The organism is Vibrio sp. R15-SG3-ISO1A (assembly GCF_059833955.1).
In genome coordinates, this window is the sequence record NZ_JCBDGH010000064.1 from 58,261 (window position 1) to 81,259 (window position 22,999).

Here is a 22,999-nt window from a genome sequence, read left to right on the forward strand (position 1 = left end):
GCTTAGCCCCTTTGCGCGAACGCGGCGTGGACTTGCTCGGTGTCGATGCTGCCTTGTTCTGAACGCTCAAACAGACCGACAATACGTCCTTTGTCCAATAGGCCGATTCGGTCAGCCACTTGGCATGCGCCGTAGACATCGTGGGTGACCATAAACACCGTCGTGCCTTGTTTAGCAAGCGCACTGATCAACTGGTTGAACTCGTCAATGGCTCTTGGATCTAGGCCTGATGTCGGCTCATCAAGAAACAGCACGGGCGCTTCACGCAGCAGCGCGAGGGCGATCGCGGTTTTTTGTCGCATTCCTTTGGAATAGCTGGAGAGGCGTTGATGCCAGGCATTGGGCTGGAGCGCCACTTGCGCAAGAGCTTGTTCCACCTCAGGACGTGAGCGAGTAACGCCCGAGAGAGACAAAAAGTAGTCGATGTTTTCAAGGCCGCTTAAATGCCCATACAGCATGACGGATTCAGGCAAGTAAGCGACTTTACTACGAATCTCATCAATATGAGTGGTGGTTGAGAGACCGAGTACTTCGGCATGGCCTGATGATGGCGTGACGGTGCCTAAAAAGGTTTTGAGTGTTGTCGATTTGCCGGCGCCATTGCCACCGAGCAAAGCAAAGACTTCCCCTTGTTGGACGCTAAAGTGAACATCATTGAGAACCGGGTTGTGTGCGAACTCGACGCACAGAGCGTTGGCGACGACCACAGGTTGTGTCATGAGAGTTTTCCAAGTTGGTTAATGAGAATTGGTCGCAAATGTTATGTTATAACGTAATTGCAATCAAGTGGATTAAGTCCACATTCTCATCGCTGTTTATCGACTCTAGGGGTACCGTGGCTCGAAACCATCAGTCAGAGGCGAGTACGACGCGGTTACGTCCCTGGTCTTTGGCTTGATAGAGCGCATGGTCAGCGCGTGAGAGAAGGGTATTGATGTCATCGCCATCGTGATATCTGGCGACACCGATACTGATGGTCAACGCGGGAATGTCGGTGAAGGAGAAGGTAGCGACCACCTCGCGAAGTCGTTCTGCTAAGTCTGAGAGTGTGGCGGGATCACCACCGTGGCATATCACCAGAAACTCTTCGCCCCCCCAGCGGCCGACAATATCGGTATCTCGGACGTTTTGTGTCAGCAAGTCAGACAGTTCGGTCAGCACGATGTCGCCCGTTTGGTGGCCATAGGTGTCATTGACTCGTTTGAAGTGGTCGATGTCGAGGAGCAAGACGCTGTAAGTATGGGTATCCGTTTTGGCTTTGCTGTGGTGGTGCTGAAGCACTTCATCGAGTTTAAGTCGATTGGGCATGCCGGTTAATGTGTCGGTATGCGCAAGCTGAGCAAGCAACTCTTTCTCGCGCATCTGTACGCGGACATTAATGGTGGATTCAACCAACTCTGCGGTGCGAGATTTCAACTCATCAAACAGGTTTTGGAAATTGCGATTGAGGCTATGAATCTCCTCCACGTGAGTATCCACCAGATCGCCCAACTGCCAATGTTTGCCCAGTTTGCTGGTGGCCGTGGTTAACGCTTCAATCGGGCGAGAAATTTCTGCGGCGAGGCGTTTTGACTTGGACTGTAAATACAAGACAAAAGCAAAGTAAAACAACACCATTATCGCAACAGCAAGATACCCCAACTGATGTGAAAAGCGAGTTAAGCTGATAACGGGAGAGAGAAATGACGCCATATCGACAAGGGTGATGATTTTCCATCCGGTCTCTTCGATGAGGTTAGTGTCAACGAGGTAATTACGGCCCGCTAACTCGATTTGACGAGGCTGTGAAGAGAGGCGAGCAATATCGCTGGGCAATGTGGTGAGAGCGGCGAGCTGAAAGGCGTCGGGCTTGGTCACAGTATCGGTGACGCTAGCTTGGTAATCGTGGTGTTTCAGCTCGGTAAGACCAAGCAGGCGCTCAGCCTCAGGCTGCAAGGCGAGAATGGTCCCTGCTTCGTCAATCACAAAAGAGGCGGACTGCCAAGGGTATTCATGACTCAACACATGATCGATAAAAGACTCGACCGTCACATCGATACCGCTGACCCCTTCCAGCACCTCGCCATTGTAGATGGGCACTAAACTCGACAACATCCAACCTTGCCCGGCGGGGTCTAAATAGACCTCTGTCCACACGGGGCCGCGACTTGGGTTGTGCTCGGCGTCTGCGTCATAGTAAAAATTGAACGCTTCCATGTCGATCTCTGGCCCATATTGACTGGGCGCATCGTCCATAAAGGGGTAGAGGCGATTCATGTCATCCCAAGTGTTGATGTACGCCTGAACGATGGCCGGATTGGTGTCGACTATGGTCATCAACAGTGGGTCGAGCGCTTCACTGCAACGTGCCTTTTGTTGTTGCACCTCGCCAATTGGAGTGCTTCGAGAATAATAAAGGCTGGCACCGACGGCGTTGATTTTGTACATCGCGCCGTTGGCGTGCACCGCAAAATCAGGCTCACCATGAGGCAAGGTGCAAATCGCTTGAGTAAAAAACTGCTGGTGGTTGGTCTGAAGGAGCTGCGCTGAACGCGAGACCGCTTGCAACTGAAGGTTCACGCGCAGTGCTTCGTTGGCGGTGATTTCATTGAGCGAAAGGGTGACTTCTTCAATCAGAGTCGAACGGGTTTTTTCTGAAAAGTAGGCGTTAATACTGAAATACAGGGTCAGCAACAAAAGCTCAATCACCAACAATGGGATTAAGGAGCTACGAAAGAAACTGCGATACACCAAAGGCTGCAATTTAACGGACGGTTGCATAGTAACGACACTACCTCATAAGAAGAGTCGAGTTACTATAAAGAATAGACACAATAAAAGTGTAAGAAAAGCGGGGATTTCTTTAATGAGAGTTGGCGATATGCACCTAAATCCCATTCTTGTCGGCTTTTCTCACTTAACGTGAAGTAGAGCCGCTCAAAATGAAAAAAGCCGCTGATGAAATCAGCGGCTTTTACAATGTGGCGGAGAGATAGGGATTTGAATTTTATCTCTAGCACTCAGAAACTCTAAAAGCATTTAACTTTCAATTAATTACAGTCTTTGGGCGAACTTCTTGTTAAACAATTGATTTACCTTGATGACTATATAGAACGAGGTTGGGATGTCAAGGTTTAGGTTACAATAGCTCATGTGAATCCAACTGTGTAGTGTTGAATCATCTACCTCTCTTTTTGATACGCACGCAATTACATAAATGGATACTTGGGGAAATGACCGAACCAGATATTCTCACTGGTAGTGGTTCTGCATCGCAGCCCTTGTTAAGACACGTCGACGTCTCGTACTGCTGTTTAGGATTGTCACTGTTGCGGATGCATTACTGAATGGATTAATCCGTAACAGCTGTCGCATAGAGCTAACAGGTTAATTAATAAAAAAGAAGTAATAGGAACAGGTAGGGTAATAGATTAGAAAAGTTAAGGATCACATGTAGTGCGTTGCTTAATTCGGAGCTGACGCACACTATTACCTGAATACATACGTTAGTATAATTGGTTGTCGTACTGTGTTAAGAGTGTTCACAGGTTGAACTAGCAGCTATAACTGGTTTCAAACTCCATTGCGGGTTAAAAACAACGGCAGACGGAACAATAACAAAATATTTGAGCTAGGTAATATATGGATATTGAAGATAATTACAAGAATTTACAAGACCTTGTCAGGGAACAATGCAAAGCCAGAGAATTTCACCTCAAGAAAAAACTGTCAGGTAAATCAGGTGATGAAGTTTATTTATGTGACATCACTATTGAAAGCCCAGCTTATTCGGGGTTTGCCATAATAAAATACAGTACTAACAGTACTGAATACTCAAAAAATGAGTTTGAAGCACATCAACTTGCTACTACAATATTGCCTGAATTTGCTGAACAACATATTCCTAAGCTAATCAAAAAAGTAGATGGTGACAATCAATCTGCTTTCATTATGACCATTGCAGGTAGTGGATTAGGACTAACTGAAGAGTTAGCAAGTGTTGATCATACTACACAGACAAACGTTATGTGCAGTGTTTCTGAACTGCTTCTAACCCAATGGCATAACGACAAAATTGCAGATGAGTGTTCTGCACAAGATGTTCTATTTAAGTGGCTCGACTACCGTATTAGTGATGGTAGTAGACTACCAAAACTATTGGATAGCTTGCTATCTATCTCACCACAATCAGAGTCATTTTATTTTTCGAGCAATTCATTTCCCAACCCTTATTACTACGCAGCAAATAGTCACTCACGACTTAGTGAAATAAGATTGAGACCCTTAGAGGGATGTATGCATGGTGACTTACATGGTCATAACTGCTTGTACGGAGGGCTAGACAAGGGGAAGCAACGTGAGTTTTTGATTGACTTTGAACAATTTAAACCACAAATGCCTATGTTCTTTGATCATGCCTATCTTGAGTTTTCATTGTTACTCAATAATCACGCTGATACACCAATGGAAGAATGGATTAAAGTAACTGACTTGCTATGTAACATTGAGGAGTGTGAGCAGCCCGAGCCAGTTGGCTTGAATGGAGACATTTTGACTCGTGTATTGCAAATTCATACCTATCGAAAAAACATAAGAAAGTGGGCAATAGACCACTATGAGAACCGAATTGAAGATGTTTATAACCAATTAATACTCGCTAGGATCGCCGTTGGTCTTAATTTTGCAAATAAAGGCCGCTTAGCAGACGATGAAGTACTTTCTAATAAAATGAAAGTATCCGCTTTTATTTATGCCGCTGCAAATCTTCATCACCTGTTAAAAGCCAAAAATATCTCAGTGAGTGAACCAAAAGCAATTGCCCAATCAACACTTATTGTGCCTCTAGAGGATGAAGATACCATCCAAACCATCTGGAGCGAATGTGACTATTTTAGCCGTCACAAGGCGAAATATATCTTCTTGGCTGGCGAAAAATTGCGCACCTTGCCTTCGCATGATAGTCAATGGATGACTTCTTTACCTTGGAATCTGGTACTCGATTTTGATGTACATGGCGATGGTTTACATGACAAATCAAAACGACGTTTATCTGAAAGTATTGCTTGGAAACATTGCTTGCCAAGGCAAATAAATAACAACCTTGAAATGGATATTCTTATTTGGCTTAGCGTTAATGGTCATGAACTGGATAGTGAATCTTTGTACAGCAGTTTTAAAGAATGGCGTAGAGATGCAGCCTCAAGGCTGAGAGTTCTAAGTCAAGGGTTTGCGAGGCGTACCTCTGTCTTACCAGTAAATTTAGTCGTGGTAGCGGAAAACGAGGACATTAATAAAGTTAAACATATTCTCGAAGCTCTGGACGAAAGCTTAGAAGAACAGCTGAAAGTTATTGTTATTTGTGGTGATGATATCGAAATGACCGCATACCAAGAGCTTGGAAGGGCTCTCGAGCTAGATGATATAAAGTGTTTTAAGTGTCAACTAACGGAATTTACTCGCAGCATATCTCAATATTACAGTATGCCTTCTGCCGATGATAAAGTTCTAATTCCGGTGAGAAGCACAAGTGGCAATAAGCTATCTAAAATAGAAGTCCCCAAGGATCTTCATGCAGCTAGTTCTAAATGCATTAATATACTGCACTCTGGTATGGCTGATCAAAAAAGTAATATTGGTCAATTTCATAGAGGACATCAAATATCTTGGTCTGAACTTGAGCAAAACCTTGCTATCGATTTATCCATTGATAAAAAAGTACAATCAAAAGTAGTTGAAGCGCTAGTCAAAAATAGTTATGAAAAGTGCACTGTATACCATAAGCCTGGAGCCGGTGGTAGTACTGTCCTTAAAAAGGTAGCGTGGCGCCTAAAAAATGATTGGCCTGTTATAGAGGTAGTAAAAAACAGTACTAATATCCATGAGTATGTAGAGCAAATATCAATTCTCACGAACTTACCACTCGTTATTATTGTCGATGGTACGGTTTTAAGTTCAACTGAAAAAGACAAGTTAACCAATGAATTAAAGGTTCGCGGTGTCATTCATGTATTATTGGAGTCAGAACGTGGTGAGCATTCTACTAATAGAAACCACTCTACTAATAGAAACCACTCAGTTCTAAGTATACCTTGTCCACTTAAGAATGAAGATGCAGAGGCATTCCATCGCTACTACAGAGCACTTGCAAATCCTGACAGATTTGAATTACTAGATAAGCTTACCAATGACGATAATATGGTTGAGTATCGACAACCATTTTTCTACGGTTTCTTTACCTTCGAAGAAGAGTACAAGAGCATAGATTCGTTTATTCAGAATTCGACATGTGAGATCCTTGAAGACAGAAAGAAGCTATTGATATGGCTTTCTTTAATCTCACATTATACACAGGATAATCTCCCTATATCTTTCATAAATGTCATACTAGGTAGGGCTCCAACCAGCGTATTCAGAGTTAAAGAAGTGTTTGGAACAAGTGCAGCCCCATTGTTTTTAGTTGAGGATGCATCGGTGCGTATTATCCACCCCGTGATAGCACGCCAACTTATATTTAGGTTACTTGATAAAGATGATGAAATGGGTTACGCGACTAGGTTTCAGGATTCCTGCCTTGAGCTGATTAGTATTCTTGGAACCCAAAAGCTTCGCGATGAAGAACAAACTGAGAAAATATTGCAAGGATTGTTTATTGCACGTAAGTCCGAAGTAAATCAAGAAAATGGAGGGAAAGGAAAATTCTCTGAGTTATTAAGCGATATTAAAAGTTCAAATAAACAGCATAAAGTGCTTAAGTATCTATGTGATAGTTTCCCTGATAATGCCCATTACTTCAGTCATTTGGGTCGACATATTAATTATGACCCACAACGCGACAGCAAAGAAGCGATAGGCTATTTCCAAAAAGCAATCGAGTTAGATCCTGAAAGTGAAGTTCACTATCACGGTCTAGCAATGGTTTATAGTAATTTAGTGAAAGAAACTATACGTGACATTAAAAGTAATCCTACTTTAGAAACAGGACTCCGCTATAGAGCAGTTGATGTGATCGACAAAATTGAGGATAACTATGAATTATCGCGGGAGTTCTTTATGACAGCGTATGATCGTGGTTGGAAATCTGAGCATGCTTTGGTTTCATACACGAAGTTAATCCAAGGAGCGGTGGAAGCTATTTATAGGCAGAGTAAGCCAGTTGATACGGGTAAAAAACACACCTATTGCGATTTCTTTAAGCAAAACAACGAGGCATCTCAATGGTGTCGTGAAGAACTAGAAGAGCTGGAGTGGTCAATTACAGAACTGAAGCGTATACAGGATGAGGACAAAATCTCACATCATGCTGAAGAAACCATATCGAAAGTTCCAAAGTTTTATGATGATAAAGAGGGTTTGATAGAAGGGCTGACAAACTTGATGACATCACACAAAGATATCGACCATACTAATACAAGGCGACTGTTGGCGAGTACCTATTTCAAAGTTCATGAAGAATCCGGTTTGTCTGATAAAAATTTGGATAAGATCGTAGATTTGATGGAAATCAATATTGCAAGTAACCGGGGGGATGACCGCGATATTAAACATTGGTTCCGAGCTTACCGTATGTCACCTAGTTTTTCTTACTATGAGGCTATAGATAAAATTGAAGTTTGGGAGCGATTAAGAAAATCTGTTCATGCTACTTACTACTTATATATTTTGCACTATTTTAGCTATAGAGAAGGTGTTCTAAGTAGTCAACAGAAGGCAAAGGACTATATAGAAAAATGCAGGCGTAACATTCCCGTTTCAACAACAAGCAAGAAATCGTTTGAATGGGTTTCTTCAGATACTAAAAGAACTCTTCCACTAGTTAATGCTCATGAACTTGGCAAATGGGATGGTTTCTTTGCAAACAAACATAAACTTGGCCGAGTCACGGGAATAATCACTTCAGTGGATAACCAAAAGAAAGGTGCAATTCGCGTGAATGGTTTTGACGCGTTTTTTGTACCTAAAAGTGATTTCATTACAGATGATGTCAACTCAGAAGTAAGCTTTTACCTAGGATTTAGTTATGAGGGTTTAAGGGCTTGGCAAGTGGAAAAAACTAAATAGGGGTAGAGTTCTGCTATGGGAATGTTTAACTCCGTTTCTATTTTGTTAGACTAGTTATCTAAGGTGTTACTGGACAAATTAATAGATTGAACTGCAAGATGGACGATGCCAGAGTATAAGAGTCGGCATCGTTCGTTATTTGGCAATATTCCCTCTTTTCTCGAGTTGTCAAAGTAAGAACATCCGGTTATTGTTCGAGCAAGAAGGGAGTATGGAACACGTATAGAGTCGTCCTTTACCAAGCTTTTCTCAACCATAATCCCTTCAACGCCGGATAAGAAGATAACATCACACCTCTCAGTTAGCGAAAATCATCAAAAAAGTTGCAACAAGTGTTAAAGATTTAAAGATACTTTTCCTAATTATCCGAGGCCTAGTTAGTGTTATCCCTCATATTTACTTCTGTCCGGAGGCCGTTATGTTTGATGGATTTTCTCACAGCCTTTGTTTGCATTACTAACAAAGAGTACCCACTCAAAAAAATTTTGGCTTCTTGTTTGTTTGATAACAAATGTTATTAGTTGGCCTCAGCAACCTTGCAGGCCGCTGAGAAGCAAAGCCAGTTTGATAAAAGGAAAAGCGTCAAATCGAGTTTAAAAAATGATGAGGGGAAATACCGAGAATCGGAAATTAAATATTTTTTATTGAGAACAAAATTAAGGATACCCGCATTTTTTTGAAATTCAAACAACCTTAATGCCTTGTTTTTTTGGCTAAAAGTTCCGTTTTCTAGTAGATACAACAAGATAGCGGGGTGAATTTTTGTAATGACCCAGCTAAAATTAGACAACTTAAGCTGCTAAAGCATATACCTCAGCAGGTGTTCTCATCTTAAGCGCCTGATGTGGATGAAGTGGTTTAATGATTCCGGACACCACTTTAGGTGGTAAACTTGCCACCGTAACAAGAGGTGTTTAATGACTAGAAAGCGTCGCTCATTTACTGCTGAGTTTAAATTAGAGGCCGCGTGCCTAGTGCTGGATCAAGGCTATTCGGTTGCTGAGGCCAGTCGATCTTTGGATGTTGGGGAGACAGTACTCCGCCGCTGGGTCAGTCAACTTCAGGCCGAGCGTGATGGTAAAACTCCCAGCAGCAAGGCTTTGACGCCTGAGCAGCAGAAGATTCAAGAGCTTGAGGCCCGCATCAACCGGCTAGAACGAGAAAAAGCGATTCTAAAAAAGGCAACAGCTCTCTTGATGGCGGACGAGTTCGAACGTACGCACTGATAGACCAGTTAAGAGAGCAAGAGTCCACTGAACTGGTCTGCTCCGCTTTCGGTATTTCCACGTCCTGTTTCTATGAGTACAAGGCCCGGAAACGTAGTGTCGATCCTGAGCGACTAAAACTCCGAAGTGAGCTTCGTCGCCTGTTCAAGGCGAGTCGTGGTTCTGCAGGGAGTCGTTCGCTAAAGTCAATGATGCAGGAGCTGGGATATCAGGTTGGTCGTTTCAAAGTGCGTAGCCTGATGAAAGAAGCAGGGTTGTTGTCTAAGCAACCTGGCTCTCATTCTTATAAATCAGTGCAAATGGAACGACCGGATATCCCGAATCGACTAGAAAGGGAGTTCGACGTTGTCGAACCTAATAAATTCTGGTGCGGAGATATCACATATGTCTGGGCTGGCAGTCGTTGGCACTACTTGGCTGCTGTTATCGACCTTCATACCCGGCGAGTCATAGGTTGGGCGATGTCAGAAAAGCCTGATGCGGACTTGGTTGTGAAAGCCCTAGATATGGCTTACCAGCAACGAGGATGCCCTCGTGGAGTCATGTTTCACTCAGACCAAGGTAGCCAATATGCGAGCCGGAAGTTCAGACAACGGCTATGGCGTTATCAGATAACACAGAGTATGAGTCGCCGTGGCAACTGTTGGGATAATGCGCCAATGGAGCGCTTGTTCCGGAGCTTAAAGACAGAATGGATCCCATCAACAGGCTACATGACTGCTCGAGAAGCGAGGCGAGACGTGGGTCTGTTTTTGATGGATTACTACAACTGGCAGCGCCCGCATCAGCACAATGATGGGGTGCCGCCCGCTAAAGCCGAGAATTGGCCTAACAAAGTGTCCGGATTTAGTTGACCACTACACTTTCAAGCTCTCTAAGGGCAGAGATAGCGTGAGTATTCAGCTCAACCTTGCGCTGTGACGATTTGGTTTTGGTTACCTTGAAAGGTGCTTTGGCGAGTGGCTTGGCTCGTCTGACATGTAAACACTGATTTTTAAAATCAACGTCTTCCCAACCAAGGGCAATCAACTCACTGATACGCAAACCTGTTGTTGCGCCGAGCATCACAAGTAATCTTGCTTCATAGCAAGCCTCTTTGTAGGAGAGAATTTTTGCCAGCTCTGCGCGAGAAAATGGCAGAGCCTCGGCGTCAGACAGCTTGTAAAGCTCGACTTGTGCAAGGGGTGAAGAGGCGATAAGCCTGTCATGCTCTGCACTCTCAAGCAGCTTTTTCAATAAGCCAAGGTAAGCATTGCGAGTTTTCGGTGACCATTGTACAAGGGTGTGTATCGCCTTTTTGCCTCGTTTATAATCAGGGTGCTTTTTTGATACCCACTGAAGCACAAAGGTTTCATCAATGTCATTCAGACGAACATGCCCTATTTCCGACTCGATAATATTGAGCCTTGAGCACTCAGATTTCCATGATGAAGCGGCGAGTTTACTTTGAATGATTGGACGTTGAGACTGAACGTATGTACCAAGTGTTTGCATAGCGATGTATTCCTACCAACAGCACATCTCCCCAAGCGTACTTATTTTGAATGTAAGGATACCTTACCACACCCAGCGATAAACATCAACAAATACAAACATAATCTTTTAATTATACTCTTAATGAAATTGGTATACAACCACTAATTCAACTCATTTAAAAGAAATGCTCTAGCTCTGGAAACTCAATTCCGTCAACATAACTGCGCAATGATTCGACATTGAGCGTCTTTCCATAGTGACCGTAAGTTAGGGCATGATGTGAGTGCCCCACGAGCTGAGCGACAACATGCTCCGCAACCTCTATCTTTTTCAGCTCATCGACAAAGGTATGACGAAAACTATAAGCGGTAGGGCGTTTACCCGTTTTAAATCCCTTTTCGGTCAACAGCTTGCCAAATTCAACTGTTAAGGGCTTGGCGCAGTTACGTGCGTTCTTCTTGGGGTAATCAAATAGATTCTGTTGACGCGCTTTCTCTCTACGTTGAACAAAATCGACAAACTTACCCTTCGTAAAATGAGTATGAAGCGGCAAGGTGCGACGAGCGTTATCATTTTTCACATGCTGCCCTTCATTCTCATCAGACACGGCAAAGGTGTTCGACTTAAAGCAAATATCGCTCACTTTTAACTGGCAAACCTCCGAAGGGCGGCAGCCATGATACGCCATCAGCAACAACGCCCATATCAAGCTCTCATTAGAGTGGTTCATCGTAGTGCGAGTAAAGCACTGCTTTAACTCTTCTCGGCTCCAGCGTGGGCGAGAGACGTCTGCTTTAGTGCCTGTGGGCTTTCTGAGTTTGACATTAGCAAAGGGCTGAGTACTCAAATGCTCCATTGCATGACACCACCCTAGAAACTGCTTCACCGATGCCATGTAAAACTTGTTGGTCTTGTTGCTTCTTCCTTGATTCAGCAGCGCGTCTCGATACTGCATGGCAATGGAAGGGGTCACTTCATCAATGTATGTCACGGACACCGTATCAATAAAGTGCTGATTGCGCTGCTTGAGTTGATGCACCGTGAGATCATGCAGCTGCTCCAGACGCTTACTATCAAGAAAAGTGTTGAGTAGGTCAGAGATTTTTTCTCGCATTGGCTGAGCAACGACTTTGGACACCTTGGCTACGATGGGGCGAGCTTTAACAAGGTTGGGCGCATCAATATTGAGCTGTTCACGTTGGGAAGCGATCACTTGCCCTACATTCTTATGGAAGGCATCAAGGCTAGAGTTAGGGCAAGTACTGCGGATCACAGGGCGCAGCTCGGCGAGCATGTCAATACCACGATCAACCGCCACAGCGCGATCTTTGGTATACAGAGAAATCTTAATATCAAATGGAAAGCCATTATCTTTTAAAGACTTCGGCAAACAGAGGCGTGTGTAGTAGACACCAGATGCAGATTTGAACATATACATTGACTCAGTCAATCCTCTTAGCTGAGGAAGTCTGCGCCAGAAACGAAAAAAGCCTTTGAAAATCAAAGGCTTTTTAAGATAAATAGTGGCGGAGAGATAGGGATTTGAACCCTAGATACGCTATTAACGTATGCCGGTTTTCAAGACCGGTGCTTTCAACCACTCAGCCATCTCTCCGTGTGGGGCGCATAGTATAGGGGTTGGTTAGGCTTGTAAACCCCTATAAAAACTGTTTGCTTTATTTGTGAGCGGTTAGAACGAGTATTTCACACCAACACGGAAACGAGGCTCGTAAGAGTCTTTTTCTGATTTGGTTGCATCATTAACACCCCAATCAGTGCTTTGTGCGACCATACCGATCTCACCAAATGGGCGCCAGCCGTGTTCAAAGCCTGAGTATTCACCCGTAAAGTTGACTAGGTTTAGGTAGTTCTTATCCCCTTTATAGCCATTACATTTACAGCTAGAGTGTTCGAACTTACCTTCGATATCGATACCAAAGCCAAAGTCGCCCATTTTATAGCCAGACGTCAGGTTCAACTGGTTGTAGTGGCTTGAGCCGTTATTCGCAGCATTGTTTTTGTAACCGTAACGGTAGCGAAGTGCCACGTTCCAATCACTGGTAATTTTTTGTGTACCGCGTAGATCGAATTTATGTGTTGCGGCAGAAGAGCTTGCGTCAATGGCGTAGGCAGGCTGTAACGTAAAGCTATCGGTGACTTTGTAGTTGTAACTGACTTTGGTCTCATGGCCCACGTCTTTCAGTTTAGACAGGTCGAAGCTGTCATCGCCGTAACCCCATTTTACTTCTGCGCTCAAGCCAATACCGTTGTCGAATCCATGCGAAATGGCGAGTCGGTCACGATGTCTCGCGTCCATATCGCCTTCAGAAGCAATGTACTCATGACGTAGGTTCAGTGTCGTTGCATTCACTGCTGTTGCGGTTAGGCCAAGTAGGATGGCGGTGGTTAGGATCTTCTTCATCTAGAAACGCCTTTGTAGCTGTAGTTTTGATGGCGGCTAATGTAGTGATCTTTCTTAATAAAATGAACATTAAAATACTCAAATCGTGATCGATGAAACGATGTTTTATTTTAATGGGAATAACGTTTAAATTTTGTAAATTATTCGATGTTTTGCTTTTGTTATTTATTTTGATGCTCTAAAAATAAAATCATTCACCATCCCGATGTATCCTTTTCCTTGTGTGATTTCATTTATTTGATTTGAATCAATTTTATCCTTGCCAAATCAGTTTCTGATGATTTTTTTGAATTAATAAGCCGCTTTTTCTATTTTATGTGGCTCTTATCTCTGTTTTGGTGTTTTGGTTAGTATCTTTTTGGTTATTTGTCCTGATGTGTGAGATTGCCGGATAGGTGCCGTTTTTTGTAAAAATTTACAGTTCGATCGTTTTAAAAAATGAAAATAGAACTGCGTTTCACATTTTTTGTGTGTATATCATTAAAAATGTTATTTAAGATCACAATTACATTTTTTCGACGTGAAATCCCTCACAGAGTTGCGTTAAATGAATAGTGAAGCCAGCAGGCGTATTGCTAAGGGAAGTGTCTAACCGGCTGGCATATAACTCTAAAGAGGACGAGAAAATGTATGAAAATCGTAAGCTTGGATTGGCGTACCTGTCTCCCTATATCATCGGGTTGATAGTGTTTACCGCCTTTCCATTTGTGTCATCATTTTTGATGAGCTTCACCGATTACGATCTCATGAATTCGCCTGAATTCGTTGGGATTGAGAACTATCGGTACATGCTCACTGAAGATGATGTGTTCTGGAAGTCAATGAGCGTTACATTCTTGTACGTTTTCTTGACCATCCCAGTCAAACTGGCGTTCGCGTTGTTCATAGCTTTTATCCTGAATTTTAAACTCAAAGGAATTGGCTTTTTCAGAACCGCGTACTACATCCCTTCCATTCTAGGTTCAAGTATCGCTATTGCCGTACTGTGGCGCGCATTGTTCGCTATAGACGGTGTGCTCAATGGTGCGCTTGGCTTCTTTGGTGTGGAACCTATCAGCTGGTTAGGTGAACCGGCATTTGCGCTCTTCTCCATCACGTTGCTACGTGCTTGGCAGTTTGGTTCTGCGATGGTTATCTTCCTCGCGGCACTACAAAACGTGCCTCAGTCTCAATACGAGGCGGCGTTGATTGATGGTGCGAGCAAATGGCAAATGTTCTTGAAAGTGACGGTGCCACTGATCACGCCGGTTATCTTCTTTAACTTCATTATGCAAACCACTCAGGCGTTCCAAGAGTTTACCGCTCCGTACGTGATTACCGGTGGCGGACCAATGAAGTCCACTTATTTAATCTCTCTCTACATCTACGAAACCGCGTTCAAGTTCTTTGACATGGGTTACGGCAGTGCTTTGGCTTGGTCATTGTTTGTTGTTGTGGCCATCTTTACGGGCATTACGTTCCGTTCATCGAAGTACTGGGTCTTCTACTCTGGCGATAAGGGAGGGAAATAATCATGTCAGTTATTACGGTTGAAAATCAAGCGGTTGACAATGGTGCAGAGAATGCACGCACGATTCGCCGCGAAAAAATCAATGCCTTTATTCGCTATGTTGTGTTGATTGGTGTGGGCTTTTTGATGCTCTACCCACTGCTGTGGATGTTCACGGCAGCCATGAAGCCCAACCATGAAATTTTCTCGTCGATGAGCCTTATCCCCTCTGAATGGAGTCTGGAAGGGTTTATCAATGGCTGGAAAACAGGGACTGAATTTACCTTCGGTCACTACATCTTAAACACGTTCTATTATGTGCTACCAAAAGTATTCTTTACGGTTGTCTCTTCGACCATCGTGGCCTACGGCTTCGCTCGATTTGACATCCCGTGGAAGAAGTTCTGGTTTGCGACATTGATTGCGACCGTGTTACTCCCTCAATCGGTTCTGCTTATTCCTCAATACGTAATGTTCCGTGAGATGGGGCTGCTCGATAGCTACTTACCCCTGTACTTGCCTTTGGCATTTGCAACGCAAGGCTTCTTCGTTTTCATGTTGGTTCAGTTCCTTCGCGGCGTACCAACAGATATGGAAGAGGCGGCGATGATCGATGGCTGTAATTCACTTCAGGTACTTTGGCATGTTGTCGTACCGGTGATTCGTCCTGCGATTATCTCGGTAGCGCTGTTCCAGTTCATGTGGTCGGTTAACGATTTCTTGGGTCCACTGATTTATGTCTCAAGTGTCGAAAAATACCCGATTGCACTGGCTCTGAAGATGTCAATTGACGTCACTGAAGGGGCGAAGTGGAACGAAATTCTAGCAATGGCTTCTATCGCCATCATCCCATCCATCGTGGTGTTCTTCATGTCTCAAAAATACTTTGTTGAAGGCGTCACCAGTAGCGGTATTAAAGGTTAATTTGGAGTAAGAACAATGGCTGAAGTGAAATTTAAAAAGCTAGAGAAAGTATATTCAAACGGTTTTAAGGCGGTACACGGTGTCGACTTGACCATCAAAGACGGTGAGTTCCTCGTCATCGTTGGGCCATCAGGCTGCGCGAAATCAACCACACTACGTATGTTGGCGGGCTTGGAAAACATCACCGGTGGTGAAGTGACCATTGGCGGCAAAGTGGTGAACAACTTGGCACCCAAAGATCGCGGCATTGCGATGGTGTTCCAAAACTACGCCCTTTACCCACACATGACAGTGAAAGAGAACTTGGGTTTTGGTCTTAAGTTGCAAAAGCTGCCGAAAGATGAAATCGAAGCGCGCGTTAATGAAGCAGCCAAAATCTTGGAGATTGAAGAGTTGCTCGAGCGCTTGCCGCGTCAGTTGTCAGGGGGCCAAGCACAGCGTGTGGCAGTAGGCCGCGCTATCGTGAAAAAGCCAGACGTATTCTTGTTTGACGAGCCACTGTCAAACCTAGATGCCAAGCTTCGCGCGTCAATGCGTGTGCGCATCTCGGATCTGCACCGCCACCTTAAGAAAGAGGGCAGCTCTGCGACGGCGGTTTACGTGACGCACGACCAAACCGAAGCAATGACCATGGGCGATCGCATCTGTGTGATGAAGCTAGGTGAGATCATGCAAGTTGATACACCGGATGAGCTCTACAACAACCCCGTCAATATGTTTGTGGCTGGCTTTATCGGTGCACCGGAAATGAACTTACGTGATGTTCAACTGCACGATGAAGAAGATGGCTTGTACGTGGCGATCGGCGACCAGCGTTTGAAACTACCACAAGCGAAAGCGGAGCAAATTCGCTCACACAAATGTGAGAAAGCGGTGCTCGGTATTCGCCCAGACAGTATTACCTTGCAGATGGCTGAAGATGATGCTCTACCGACGATCACAGGCGATGTGGTGCGTATGGAGAACATGGGCCATGAGGTGTTTGTGTACTTTAGAGTGAATAATCAGGAATTTACCGCTCGTGTGCCGATTGACGATGTGAAAGACAAGCTGGGCATGGAAACGCGCAGCAACGTCAAATTCGTTGTTGATATGCAAAAAGCGCACATCTTTAACAAAGAAACTGAACAGAACATTTCTTTATTACGATAATAATTGGAGAAACATCCATGAACAAAAAGGTACTGACTACTCTTATCGCGTCGGCGATTGCCGCCACCTCTGCACCGTCTTTTGCTGACGTTGAACTACGTATGTCTTGGTGGGGCGGTAACTCACGCCACCAAGCGACGTTGGAAGCGATTGAGAAGTTCCAACAAAAATACCCAGACATCAAGGTCAAAGCAGAATACACAGGTTGGGATGGTCACTTGTCTCGCTTGACCACACAGATCGCGGGTAACACTGAACCTGATGTGATGCAAACCAACTGGAACTGGCTGCCTATCTTCTCTCGTGATGGCGGTGGTTTCTACGACATGAGCCAAAAGGCGGATGCGCTGCACATTGCGAACTTCCCGAAAACGGCGATGGACATGACCACAGTTAACGGAAAAATCAACGGCTTACCAGTCAGTATGACATCCCGCGTGTTCTACTACAACAAGCAGAAGTGGGAGCAAGCTGGGGTGGATTACCCAAATAACTGGGACGAGTTGATGGCCGCGGGTAAAGCGTTTGAGAAAAACCTTGGTGCGGATCACTACCCACTGGTTATTGAAGCGCGCGACGTATTTGCGATGAACCGCTCTTACATGCTGCAAACCACGGGTAAAGACATCATCAGCGCTGAGACTAACATGCTCAACTACGAGCAAAAAGAGATGGAAGCCTTCTTCCAGCTTTATGTGGATCAGGTCAGTAATCACGTCTTCCCATCAACCAAAGAGTTCGCTTCGTACGGTAAAGGCAACTTGTATGAAATGCGCCCTTGGATTGACGGTCGCTTCGGTGGTCTATACATGTGGGATACAGCTATCGCGAAATACACCGCCAACCTTGATCCTTCAATGACACTGGAGCTAGCGCCTTACCCAATGGCGCCGGGTGCAACTGACTCAGGTCTGTTGGCGCGTCCTTCGATGATGTTCTCGATTGGTCGTAACACTAAGCACCCAGAAGAAGCGGCGAAATTGGTCGACTTCTTGCTAAACGATCCTGTGGGTGTTGAGGCGCTAGGTCTCGCTCGTGGTATTCCATTGAGCACCGCTGGTCTTACAACGTTGGATGCCAAAGGCGAAATCGACCAAGAAAGCTTGTCTTACCTAGGTTACTTGCAAGCTCAATCGTTGCCAAAAGAAGTGCTGCCAACCACGTACACAGACAACGCTCAGTTGATGGAGCTGTTTAGTGAAGTGATGCAAAAACTGGATTACGGCCAAACCGATGTGTCTGGTGCTGCCAAAGACTTCCTACGTCGCGGCGACCGCATCTTGAAACGCATGGCGAAGTAATCGCTTGAGTAGGGCGCGAAGTCAGATGGCTTCGCGCCTTTTTTCTTTTGGTCAACTTTTTCGGTTAATAAGGACCTGTCTATTAAGGATTCTCTATGACGGACACTGCCAATCGTCGCACCTTTCGCCCCTATATTGATCTGTTTTATGCCCGTAGTGTAGAGCTAGGGAAGCACCCCCAGACGGGCCTGATGGCCGACGGCCTGGATGTCACTACCTTACAGCCTGTGATGTGGACCTACCCCGACGGGCGCCAAGTCCCGATGAGCAACTTTGCCAGCCAACAAAATCTGATGCGCGGATACATCGGCTACAGTATGCTCACCGGTGATAATCACTACTTTACGCACGCCAGCGAACTGAGCGAAAGTATCTTGACCCGTTACCACGACAAACCCAGTGGATTACTGCATTGGGGGGGGCATCGATTTGTCGATTGGGCCAGTGGTGCCATTGAAGGCCCGGCAAGCAAAGAGTGTGTCCACGAACTTAAAAACCACTTCCCATTTTACGACTTGATGTATCAGACCGAGCCGGCGGTGACTGAGCGCTATTTGAGTGGCTTTTGGGCGTCACACGTGATGGATTGGGACAAGTGCGATCTCACTCGACATGGCGAATATGGTCGACTGCAACCGGAATCGATATTCTCCCGCCATACGCCCAAAGACGCCGTTGATGCGAGCGCATGGCCTACATTACCGGAAACGGTTGGACTAACGTTTGTGAATGCCTCAACCGATCTGATATACGCCGCATGTCACACCTATCGCTACACGCACGACCAAGCGGCGCTGACTTGGGCTAAGCACCTCTATCGACAATTTGTGCTCGCCCGTCATCCAAAGACCCGCATGCCGGTCTATCAATTCTCTTCACCCTTGCAGCGTGAGCCTGTGCCTGAGGATGATCGTTTGACCTACTCTTGGTTTGGTGATCGCGCGCGGCGTCAATTTGGACCTGAGTTTGGCCCTATTGCGCTTGAAGCCAATGCTTTGTTTCGTGATTGCTGGGCGCTGGTGGTGGATAATCCGCTGGCTCTGTTAGCTTGCCCTGAAGTGTGTGAAGACAAAGAGTGGCTTGGCTGGATCATTGATGGCATCGAGGGCTACTTTACTCACGCTTGGGATGAGGAAACCAATCAAATGAAGCCGTGCTGGGCTGATGGGACCGACTTAACGGGCTATCAGTTTGTGCGAGATGGCTATTATGGTGACAAAGGCACCACATTAGCGCGTCGTGATGCCGACCCTGCGTACTTATTGACGCTGACGCGCGCTTATCGAGCCAGCCAAAATGAGCGTGTTGAACGCCTATTAAAACGCATGCTGACGCGCTTTGAACTCGCCCGTTTTGAGTCCTCAACGGGGGCCTTGATGGAGGTAGCCAGCGAGACGTCACTCTGTTCGAGCTACTTGCTATTGGCGCTGATAGAGATGCACCACATCGACGGCGATCATCGTTGGTTGACGTTAGCAGACAGCGCGGCAACTCAACTGATTGAGCAGCACTGGCACAGCGAAAGTGGCTTGTTTGTTGCCAATAAAGCGGTCAAGTACGCCCGTTTTGACGACCCGATTCCCTATGCGCTGCTTTGTCTTGAAGCGGCGAATCAGGGGATTTACGATGAACTGCCCACTTTGGTTTCAAGTGGTGGCTACTTGCATGGCGATCGTCAAATGGGTGAACAGGTGCGCGTCGTCTATGACCGAGACGTCATCTATGGTGAGCGTCACAATGAGATGGCGATGACGGCGCAATAACCGTCAATCTTGCAGCCCTTCGCTAGCTGAAGGGCTGCTGCGGTTTCCAGCCAAGTTCGCTGTGCTCGTCAATCTCACGCTGTTGCTGGGGCAGTGCGTGAGCGCCTTCTCCTCGATTACCTACCAATTCAAATCGACTTTGCTCTGGGGTAAACCACACTCGCTTGCCGTCTCGGCCGCGGCCACTCATGGATGTCCAATCGCTGACATGTTCGCCAAGTTCACACGCTAAGTAGGCACAATGCCCAATGGCGTTCGGATCGGCGTAATGGCCATCAGAGAAGTGGGTGGTGGGGTGCCAAGGGCGACCGAGTGCATAGCTGCCTTTGGGGACGTCAGCTTCGGCATCGATAACGCAGCGGTAGAAGACCAAACCCAAGGGAACACAATGAGGTGTGCTCGGCGCAGCGATGTAACCCCATAGCGCGTCCTTGGGCCTGTCACTTCTGGCACGGCAAGTGATTTGGCACTGTTCAAATAAAGCGCTGCCGCCACCAAAGATAAAATCAATACTGCCTAGAATATGACATGTTGAGAAGTAGCTGCGTCCTGCGCTCACGTACAGGGTGTCGTGATAACTATCGAGTATCAGATCGTGGCCAATGAAATAGTCAGCGTGCTGGCCAACCAATAGGGCGACGGATTGGGTGTGCGTGAGTTTACTGGGATCACTATCATTTTTCGCTTGGTTGGCAATAAAGTCGAACGAGTTGCGAATCGTGAGATGAGCCAATGTGCAGTGCTGGTTATCGACGATGACGACGCGGCTACCGTAGGTGCCACCTATAGAGCCATCTTCCAGTACCATTTGATTGGCGATCTTACAGTCGATGACGGTTTCACGTGCGCATTCACCGACTAGCGACACCTTGGCGCGTGCAATCGTCAGCCGCTCTGGATAGTGACCTTTGCGAATAAAAATCCGGTACGGAGCATCATTCGCGGGGGCAGCCTCGATCGCCGCTTGAATAGAGGTAAAATCAGCGCCACCTGCGCTATCGACGATGGCATGGTATTGAGTCATAGCAAATCCATAAAATGAACCATTGGTTTATTTTATGGATTTTGATACTGAGGTTCTGTGATGCGTCGCCGTATAAACGAGAAAGGGCTCATCCGAAGATGAGCCCTTTAGGGATAAATGGTCGGACTGACTGGATTTGAACCAGCGACCCCTGACACCCCATGACTATATTCAATTAGTTCTGTATGAATCATGAGCAATCAAGTATAATCAATATAACGCCTAAAGTGGCGTTTTTATTGGGCTTTGATTGAATCATAACGAATCACGTAAAATCATAGCTAGTCATATTTTTTAGTCATTGGATTAGTCATGGCGTTAGGCAAGCGAGATTTAGAGAGAATCCTCAAGAACCCTACAGGCAAACAGACGATGCACTCTCATGAGATGGGTTTGGCATTGCGTGAGTCTGCTAAGGGCGTTCTTACTTGGCAGGGCAAATATACATTTGAGGGAAAGCAGCACCGTATTGATTACGGGCGATTCCCAGAAATGCCACTGAGAAAGGCAGAGGACGCACATGCAGACACTAGACAGCTAATTGTTGAAGGTATCGATCCAAAGCTGGAGCGTAACCAAGAAACTGTCAGCACTGTAGCGGATTTATGCAGAGAGTGGCTAGATAAATACGCCCGACACAATAGAACGCGCCTAGACATTCCCCAGAGAGAAATTAAAGCCGATATAAACCCGTCAATTGGTCATATCAAACTAAGCATCATGAAGGTGCGCCACGTTAACCAATGCCTTGATCCAATCATGGCGAGAGGTAGTAAACCACACGCCAGAAAGATACTAGGCTTATTGCGTCAAATATGCGCTTGGGGAGTCCGTAGGGGCTATTTGCAAGATGACCCGACCGCCAGTCTTAAAAAGTCAGAGTACCACGCTCCAAAGCCTAGAGAGCGTTATTTGTCGGGCGATGAGATAGCAACAGTTTGGCAGAAGTTGCCTAATCTTGGCTTGTCGGTTCAAGTGGTTCTAGCCACTAAGATTCTGTTACTCACTGGACAGCGTAGAAACGAAATTACCCTATCAGAGTGGCGACACTTAGACCTTGAGAAAGGCACTTGGTTAATGCCAAACACTAAGAATGGCAAAGATCACCTGATACCGTTATCGAATCAAGTTATTGAGTTATTCAAAGAATTGAAAGAGTGCTCTAATGGCAGTCGGTATGTAATGCCGTCACCGAAAGGCGATAAGCCAATGAGTGAAAAGGTAATCACTCGAGCCATTGCCAGAAAGCAGGATGATTTTGGTATTGAGCGCTGGACGCCACACGATTTAAGAAGGACGGCAATAAGTGGAATGAATGCAATTGGTGTAATGCCTCATATTGTTGAGTTATTGGTTAATCACAGTTTGCCTGAAATGCTTAGGGTTTATGTTCAAGGTAAGCAACAAAGCGAATTATTCGAGATGCAGAGAGATGCTTTAGAGCGGTGGTCTAAGTATCTAGAGGAGCAAGTATATGAACAGTGAGGCTATGAAGATCATAAGCGATGCACAAGATAAATTGATTGAACTTGCTAGTGCTGACGTTTCTGATGAAGTAAAACAAAGTAGTGCCTTGGGGGCAGTGGCTATATATATACTGCTTCAGGAGTTGGTTTCAAGTTCTGAGCTGGTGATGAAATTAAGTGAAGAAAATAAACAGCTTTATGATGAAAAATCATCTTGGTTGGAAAAAGAAACAGCCCAAATGAAAGCTGATGCAGTCTCGATGAAGCGACAGTTGGACGTTGCTAATATTGATGACCCATTGGAAAAAGAGCATGAAATGATCCGATATCTAGGGCTCCAGAAAAAGGATGACTTAGTTGTTTTTGAGCTTCTTGATCGTGCGCTTAGTTCAGATGTCCCATTTTCTGCTATAGCAGAGAAGAACAGGATACCAAATCACAGACCCCCACTACCACCAGAAGAAAGCAGTAGAACAGTCAGGACTTACTTGGATAGTGATTCCAATGTATCAGAAGCGGCTAGACGGCTAGGCATTGATAGGAAAACCCTTCGAGATCGAATGAAAGCTTATATAGGGAATAATTGGAAAGAGAATTTAAAGGAGGAAATTGTTAGGAATGTATTTTTAGATGGGGGAAAAGAATAAATAGTTTTTCCTCAATTATATAATGATTCTACCTGCACTAAACTGAACCCACTTCATAGCAAGAGGGCAGTA

General features: G+C 45.4%; 15 protein-coding genes and 1 tRNA gene. 9 read left to right on the top strand and 7 right to left on the bottom strand.

Annotation, left to right across the window (positions count from 1 at the left end; all coding sequences use genetic code 11):
* Positions 1-2: 2 nt before the first annotated feature.
* Positions 3-719, bottom strand: a complete 717-nt coding sequence (locus AC6R0L_RS09965; RefSeq protein ID WP_334552662.1) for an ABC transporter ATP-binding protein — start codon at positions 717-719, stop codon at positions 3-5.
* Between the two features lie 130 nt (positions 720-849).
* Positions 850-2,760 carry a sensor domain-containing diguanylate cyclase gene (locus AC6R0L_RS09970; RefSeq protein ID WP_500629021.1) on the bottom strand — a complete coding sequence of 637 codons (1,911 nt, stop codon included), beginning with the start codon at positions 2,758-2,760 and terminating at the stop codon, positions 850-852.
* 861 nt (positions 2,761-3,621) lie between these two features.
* On the opposite strand from AC6R0L_RS09970, the gene AC6R0L_RS09975 reads away from it, so the two are divergent.
* Both AC6R0L_RS09975 and AC6R0L_RS09980 read left to right on the top strand, forming a co-directional pair.
* Complete coding sequence (locus tag AC6R0L_RS09975) at positions 3,622-8,037, top strand: tetratricopeptide repeat protein (RefSeq protein WP_500629022.1); 4,416 nt, start codon at positions 3,622-3,624, stop codon at positions 8,035-8,037.
* A 917-nt stretch (positions 8,038-8,954) separates the two neighbouring features.
* A protein-coding gene (locus tag AC6R0L_RS09980) for an IS3 family transposase (protein WP_500629023.1) occupies positions 8,955-10,117 on the top strand; the annotation gives its coding sequence in 2 pieces (ribosomal slippage) (positions 8,955-9,210 and positions 9,210-10,117; 1,164 coding nt in all).
* On the opposite strand, the gene AC6R0L_RS09985 is transcribed toward AC6R0L_RS09980, so the two are convergent.
* The 4 genes from AC6R0L_RS09985 to AC6R0L_RS10000 all read right to left on the bottom strand — a co-directional run bounded on the left by AC6R0L_RS09985 (position 10,110) and on the right by AC6R0L_RS10000 (position 13,161).
* The gene (locus AC6R0L_RS09985; protein ID WP_500629024.1) at positions 10,110-10,757 is read right to left on the bottom strand and encodes a tyrosine-type recombinase/integrase; all 648 of its coding nucleotides are present in this window, start codon (positions 10,755-10,757) and stop codon (positions 10,110-10,112) included. The two genes, AC6R0L_RS09980 and AC6R0L_RS09985, sit on opposite strands and share 8 nt — an antisense overlap.
* A gap of 157 nt (positions 10,758-10,914) precedes the next feature.
* Positions 10,915-12,171 (bottom strand): tyrosine-type recombinase/integrase, encoded by a 1,257-nt coding sequence (locus tag AC6R0L_RS09990; RefSeq protein ID WP_500629025.1) that lies wholly within the window; start codon positions 12,169-12,171, stop codon positions 10,915-10,917.
* Between the two features lie 92 nt (positions 12,172-12,263).
* Positions 12,264-12,354 (bottom strand) — tRNA-Ser (locus AC6R0L_RS09995).
* 75 nt (positions 12,355-12,429) lie between these two features.
* A complete protein-coding gene (locus AC6R0L_RS10000; protein ID WP_500629026.1) occupies positions 12,430-13,161 on the bottom strand; it encodes an oligogalacturonate-specific porin KdgM family protein in 732 nt (243 codons plus the stop codon).
* 626 nt (positions 13,162-13,787) lie between these two features.
* On the opposite strand from AC6R0L_RS10000, the gene AC6R0L_RS10005 reads away from it, so the two are divergent.
* The 5 genes from AC6R0L_RS10005 (at position 13,788) to AC6R0L_RS10025 (ending at position 19,790) form a co-directional block, all read left to right on the top strand.
* Entirely contained in the window at positions 13,788-14,672 is an 885-nt protein-coding gene (locus AC6R0L_RS10005) for a carbohydrate ABC transporter permease (RefSeq protein WP_334552657.1), read from the top strand.
* A gap of 2 nt (positions 14,673-14,674) precedes the next feature.
* On the top strand, positions 14,675-15,574 hold the full coding sequence (locus AC6R0L_RS10010) for a carbohydrate ABC transporter permease (protein WP_334552655.1): 900 nt from the start codon (positions 14,675-14,677) through the stop codon (positions 15,572-15,574).
* A gap of 15 nt (positions 15,575-15,589) precedes the next feature.
* Entirely contained in the window at positions 15,590-16,726 is a 1,137-nt protein-coding gene (locus tag AC6R0L_RS10015; RefSeq protein WP_500629027.1) for an ABC transporter ATP-binding protein, read from the top strand.
* 17 nt (positions 16,727-16,743) lie between these two features.
* Positions 16,744-18,027: an ABC transporter substrate-binding protein gene (locus AC6R0L_RS10020; protein ID WP_500629028.1), complete on the top strand. Its 1,284-nt coding sequence runs from the start codon at positions 16,744-16,746 to the stop codon at positions 18,025-18,027.
* A gap of 95 nt (positions 18,028-18,122) precedes the next feature.
* Complete coding sequence (locus AC6R0L_RS10025; protein ID WP_500629029.1) at positions 18,123-19,790, top strand: pectate lyase; 1,668 nt, start codon at positions 18,123-18,125, stop codon at positions 19,788-19,790.
* Positions 19,791-19,812: 22 nt separating this feature from the next.
* Here AC6R0L_RS10025 and AC6R0L_RS10030 read toward each other — a convergent pair whose 3' ends face one another.
* Positions 19,813-20,814, bottom strand: a complete 1,002-nt coding sequence (locus AC6R0L_RS10030) for a pectinesterase family protein (protein ID WP_500629030.1) — start codon at positions 20,812-20,814, stop codon at positions 19,813-19,815.
* 312 nt (positions 20,815-21,126) lie between these two features.
* Here AC6R0L_RS10030 and AC6R0L_RS10035 point away from each other — a divergent pair, with 312 nt between their 5' ends.
* Together AC6R0L_RS10035 and AC6R0L_RS10040 are read left to right on the top strand one after the other, a co-directional pair.
* A complete protein-coding gene (locus AC6R0L_RS10035; RefSeq protein WP_500629031.1) occupies positions 21,127-22,299 on the top strand; it encodes a tyrosine-type recombinase/integrase in 1,173 nt (390 codons plus the stop codon).
* On the top strand, positions 22,289-22,927 hold the full coding sequence (locus AC6R0L_RS10040) for a helix-turn-helix domain-containing protein (protein ID WP_500629032.1): 639 nt from the start codon (positions 22,289-22,291) through the stop codon (positions 22,925-22,927). Before AC6R0L_RS10035 ends, AC6R0L_RS10040 begins: the two co-directional genes overlap by 11 nt.
* Positions 22,928-22,999: the final 72 nt, after the last annotated feature.

What these genes read in the sequence shown, in the direction of transcription:
- AC6R0L_RS10000 (WP_500629026.1), bottom strand. Translation starts at nt 13,161, where the DNA reads ATGAAGAAGATCCTAACCACCGCCATCCTACTTGGCCTAACCGCAACA.
- AC6R0L_RS10020 (WP_500629028.1), top strand. Translation starts at nt 16,744, where the DNA reads ATGAACAAAAAGGTACTGACTACTCTTATCGCGTCGGCGATTGCCGCC.
- AC6R0L_RS09975 (WP_500629022.1), top strand. Translation starts at nt 3,622, where the DNA reads ATGGATATTGAAGATAATTACAAGAATTTACAAGACCTTGTCAGGGAA.
- AC6R0L_RS09965 (WP_334552662.1), bottom strand. Translation starts at nt 719, where the DNA reads ATGACACAACCTGTGGTCGTCGCCAACGCTCTGTGCGTCGAGTTCGCA.
- AC6R0L_RS10005 (WP_334552657.1), top strand. Translation starts at nt 13,788, where the DNA reads ATGTATGAAAATCGTAAGCTTGGATTGGCGTACCTGTCTCCCTATATC.
- AC6R0L_RS10015 (WP_500629027.1), top strand. Translation starts at nt 15,590, where the DNA reads ATGGCTGAAGTGAAATTTAAAAAGCTAGAGAAAGTATATTCAAACGGT.
- AC6R0L_RS10035 (WP_500629031.1), top strand. Translation starts at nt 21,127, where the DNA reads ATGGCGTTAGGCAAGCGAGATTTAGAGAGAATCCTCAAGAACCCTACA.
- AC6R0L_RS09970 (WP_500629021.1), bottom strand. Translation starts at nt 2,760, where the DNA reads ATGCAACCGTCCGTTAAATTGCAGCCTTTGGTGTATCGCAGTTTCTTT.
- AC6R0L_RS10040 (WP_500629032.1), top strand. Translation starts at nt 22,289, where the DNA reads ATGAACAGTGAGGCTATGAAGATCATAAGCGATGCACAAGATAAATTG.
- AC6R0L_RS09990 (WP_500629025.1), bottom strand. Translation starts at nt 12,171, where the DNA reads ATGTTCAAATCTGCATCTGGTGTCTACTACACACGCCTCTGTTTGCCG.
- AC6R0L_RS09985 (WP_500629024.1), bottom strand. Translation starts at nt 10,757, where the DNA reads ATGCAAACACTTGGTACATACGTTCAGTCTCAACGTCCAATCATTCAA.
- AC6R0L_RS10010 (WP_334552655.1), top strand. Translation starts at nt 14,675, where the DNA reads ATGTCAGTTATTACGGTTGAAAATCAAGCGGTTGACAATGGTGCAGAG.
- AC6R0L_RS10025 (WP_500629029.1), top strand. Translation starts at nt 18,123, where the DNA reads ATGACGGACACTGCCAATCGTCGCACCTTTCGCCCCTATATTGATCTG.
- AC6R0L_RS10030 (WP_500629030.1), bottom strand. Translation starts at nt 20,814, where the DNA reads ATGACTCAATACCATGCCATCGTCGATAGCGCAGGTGGCGCTGATTTT.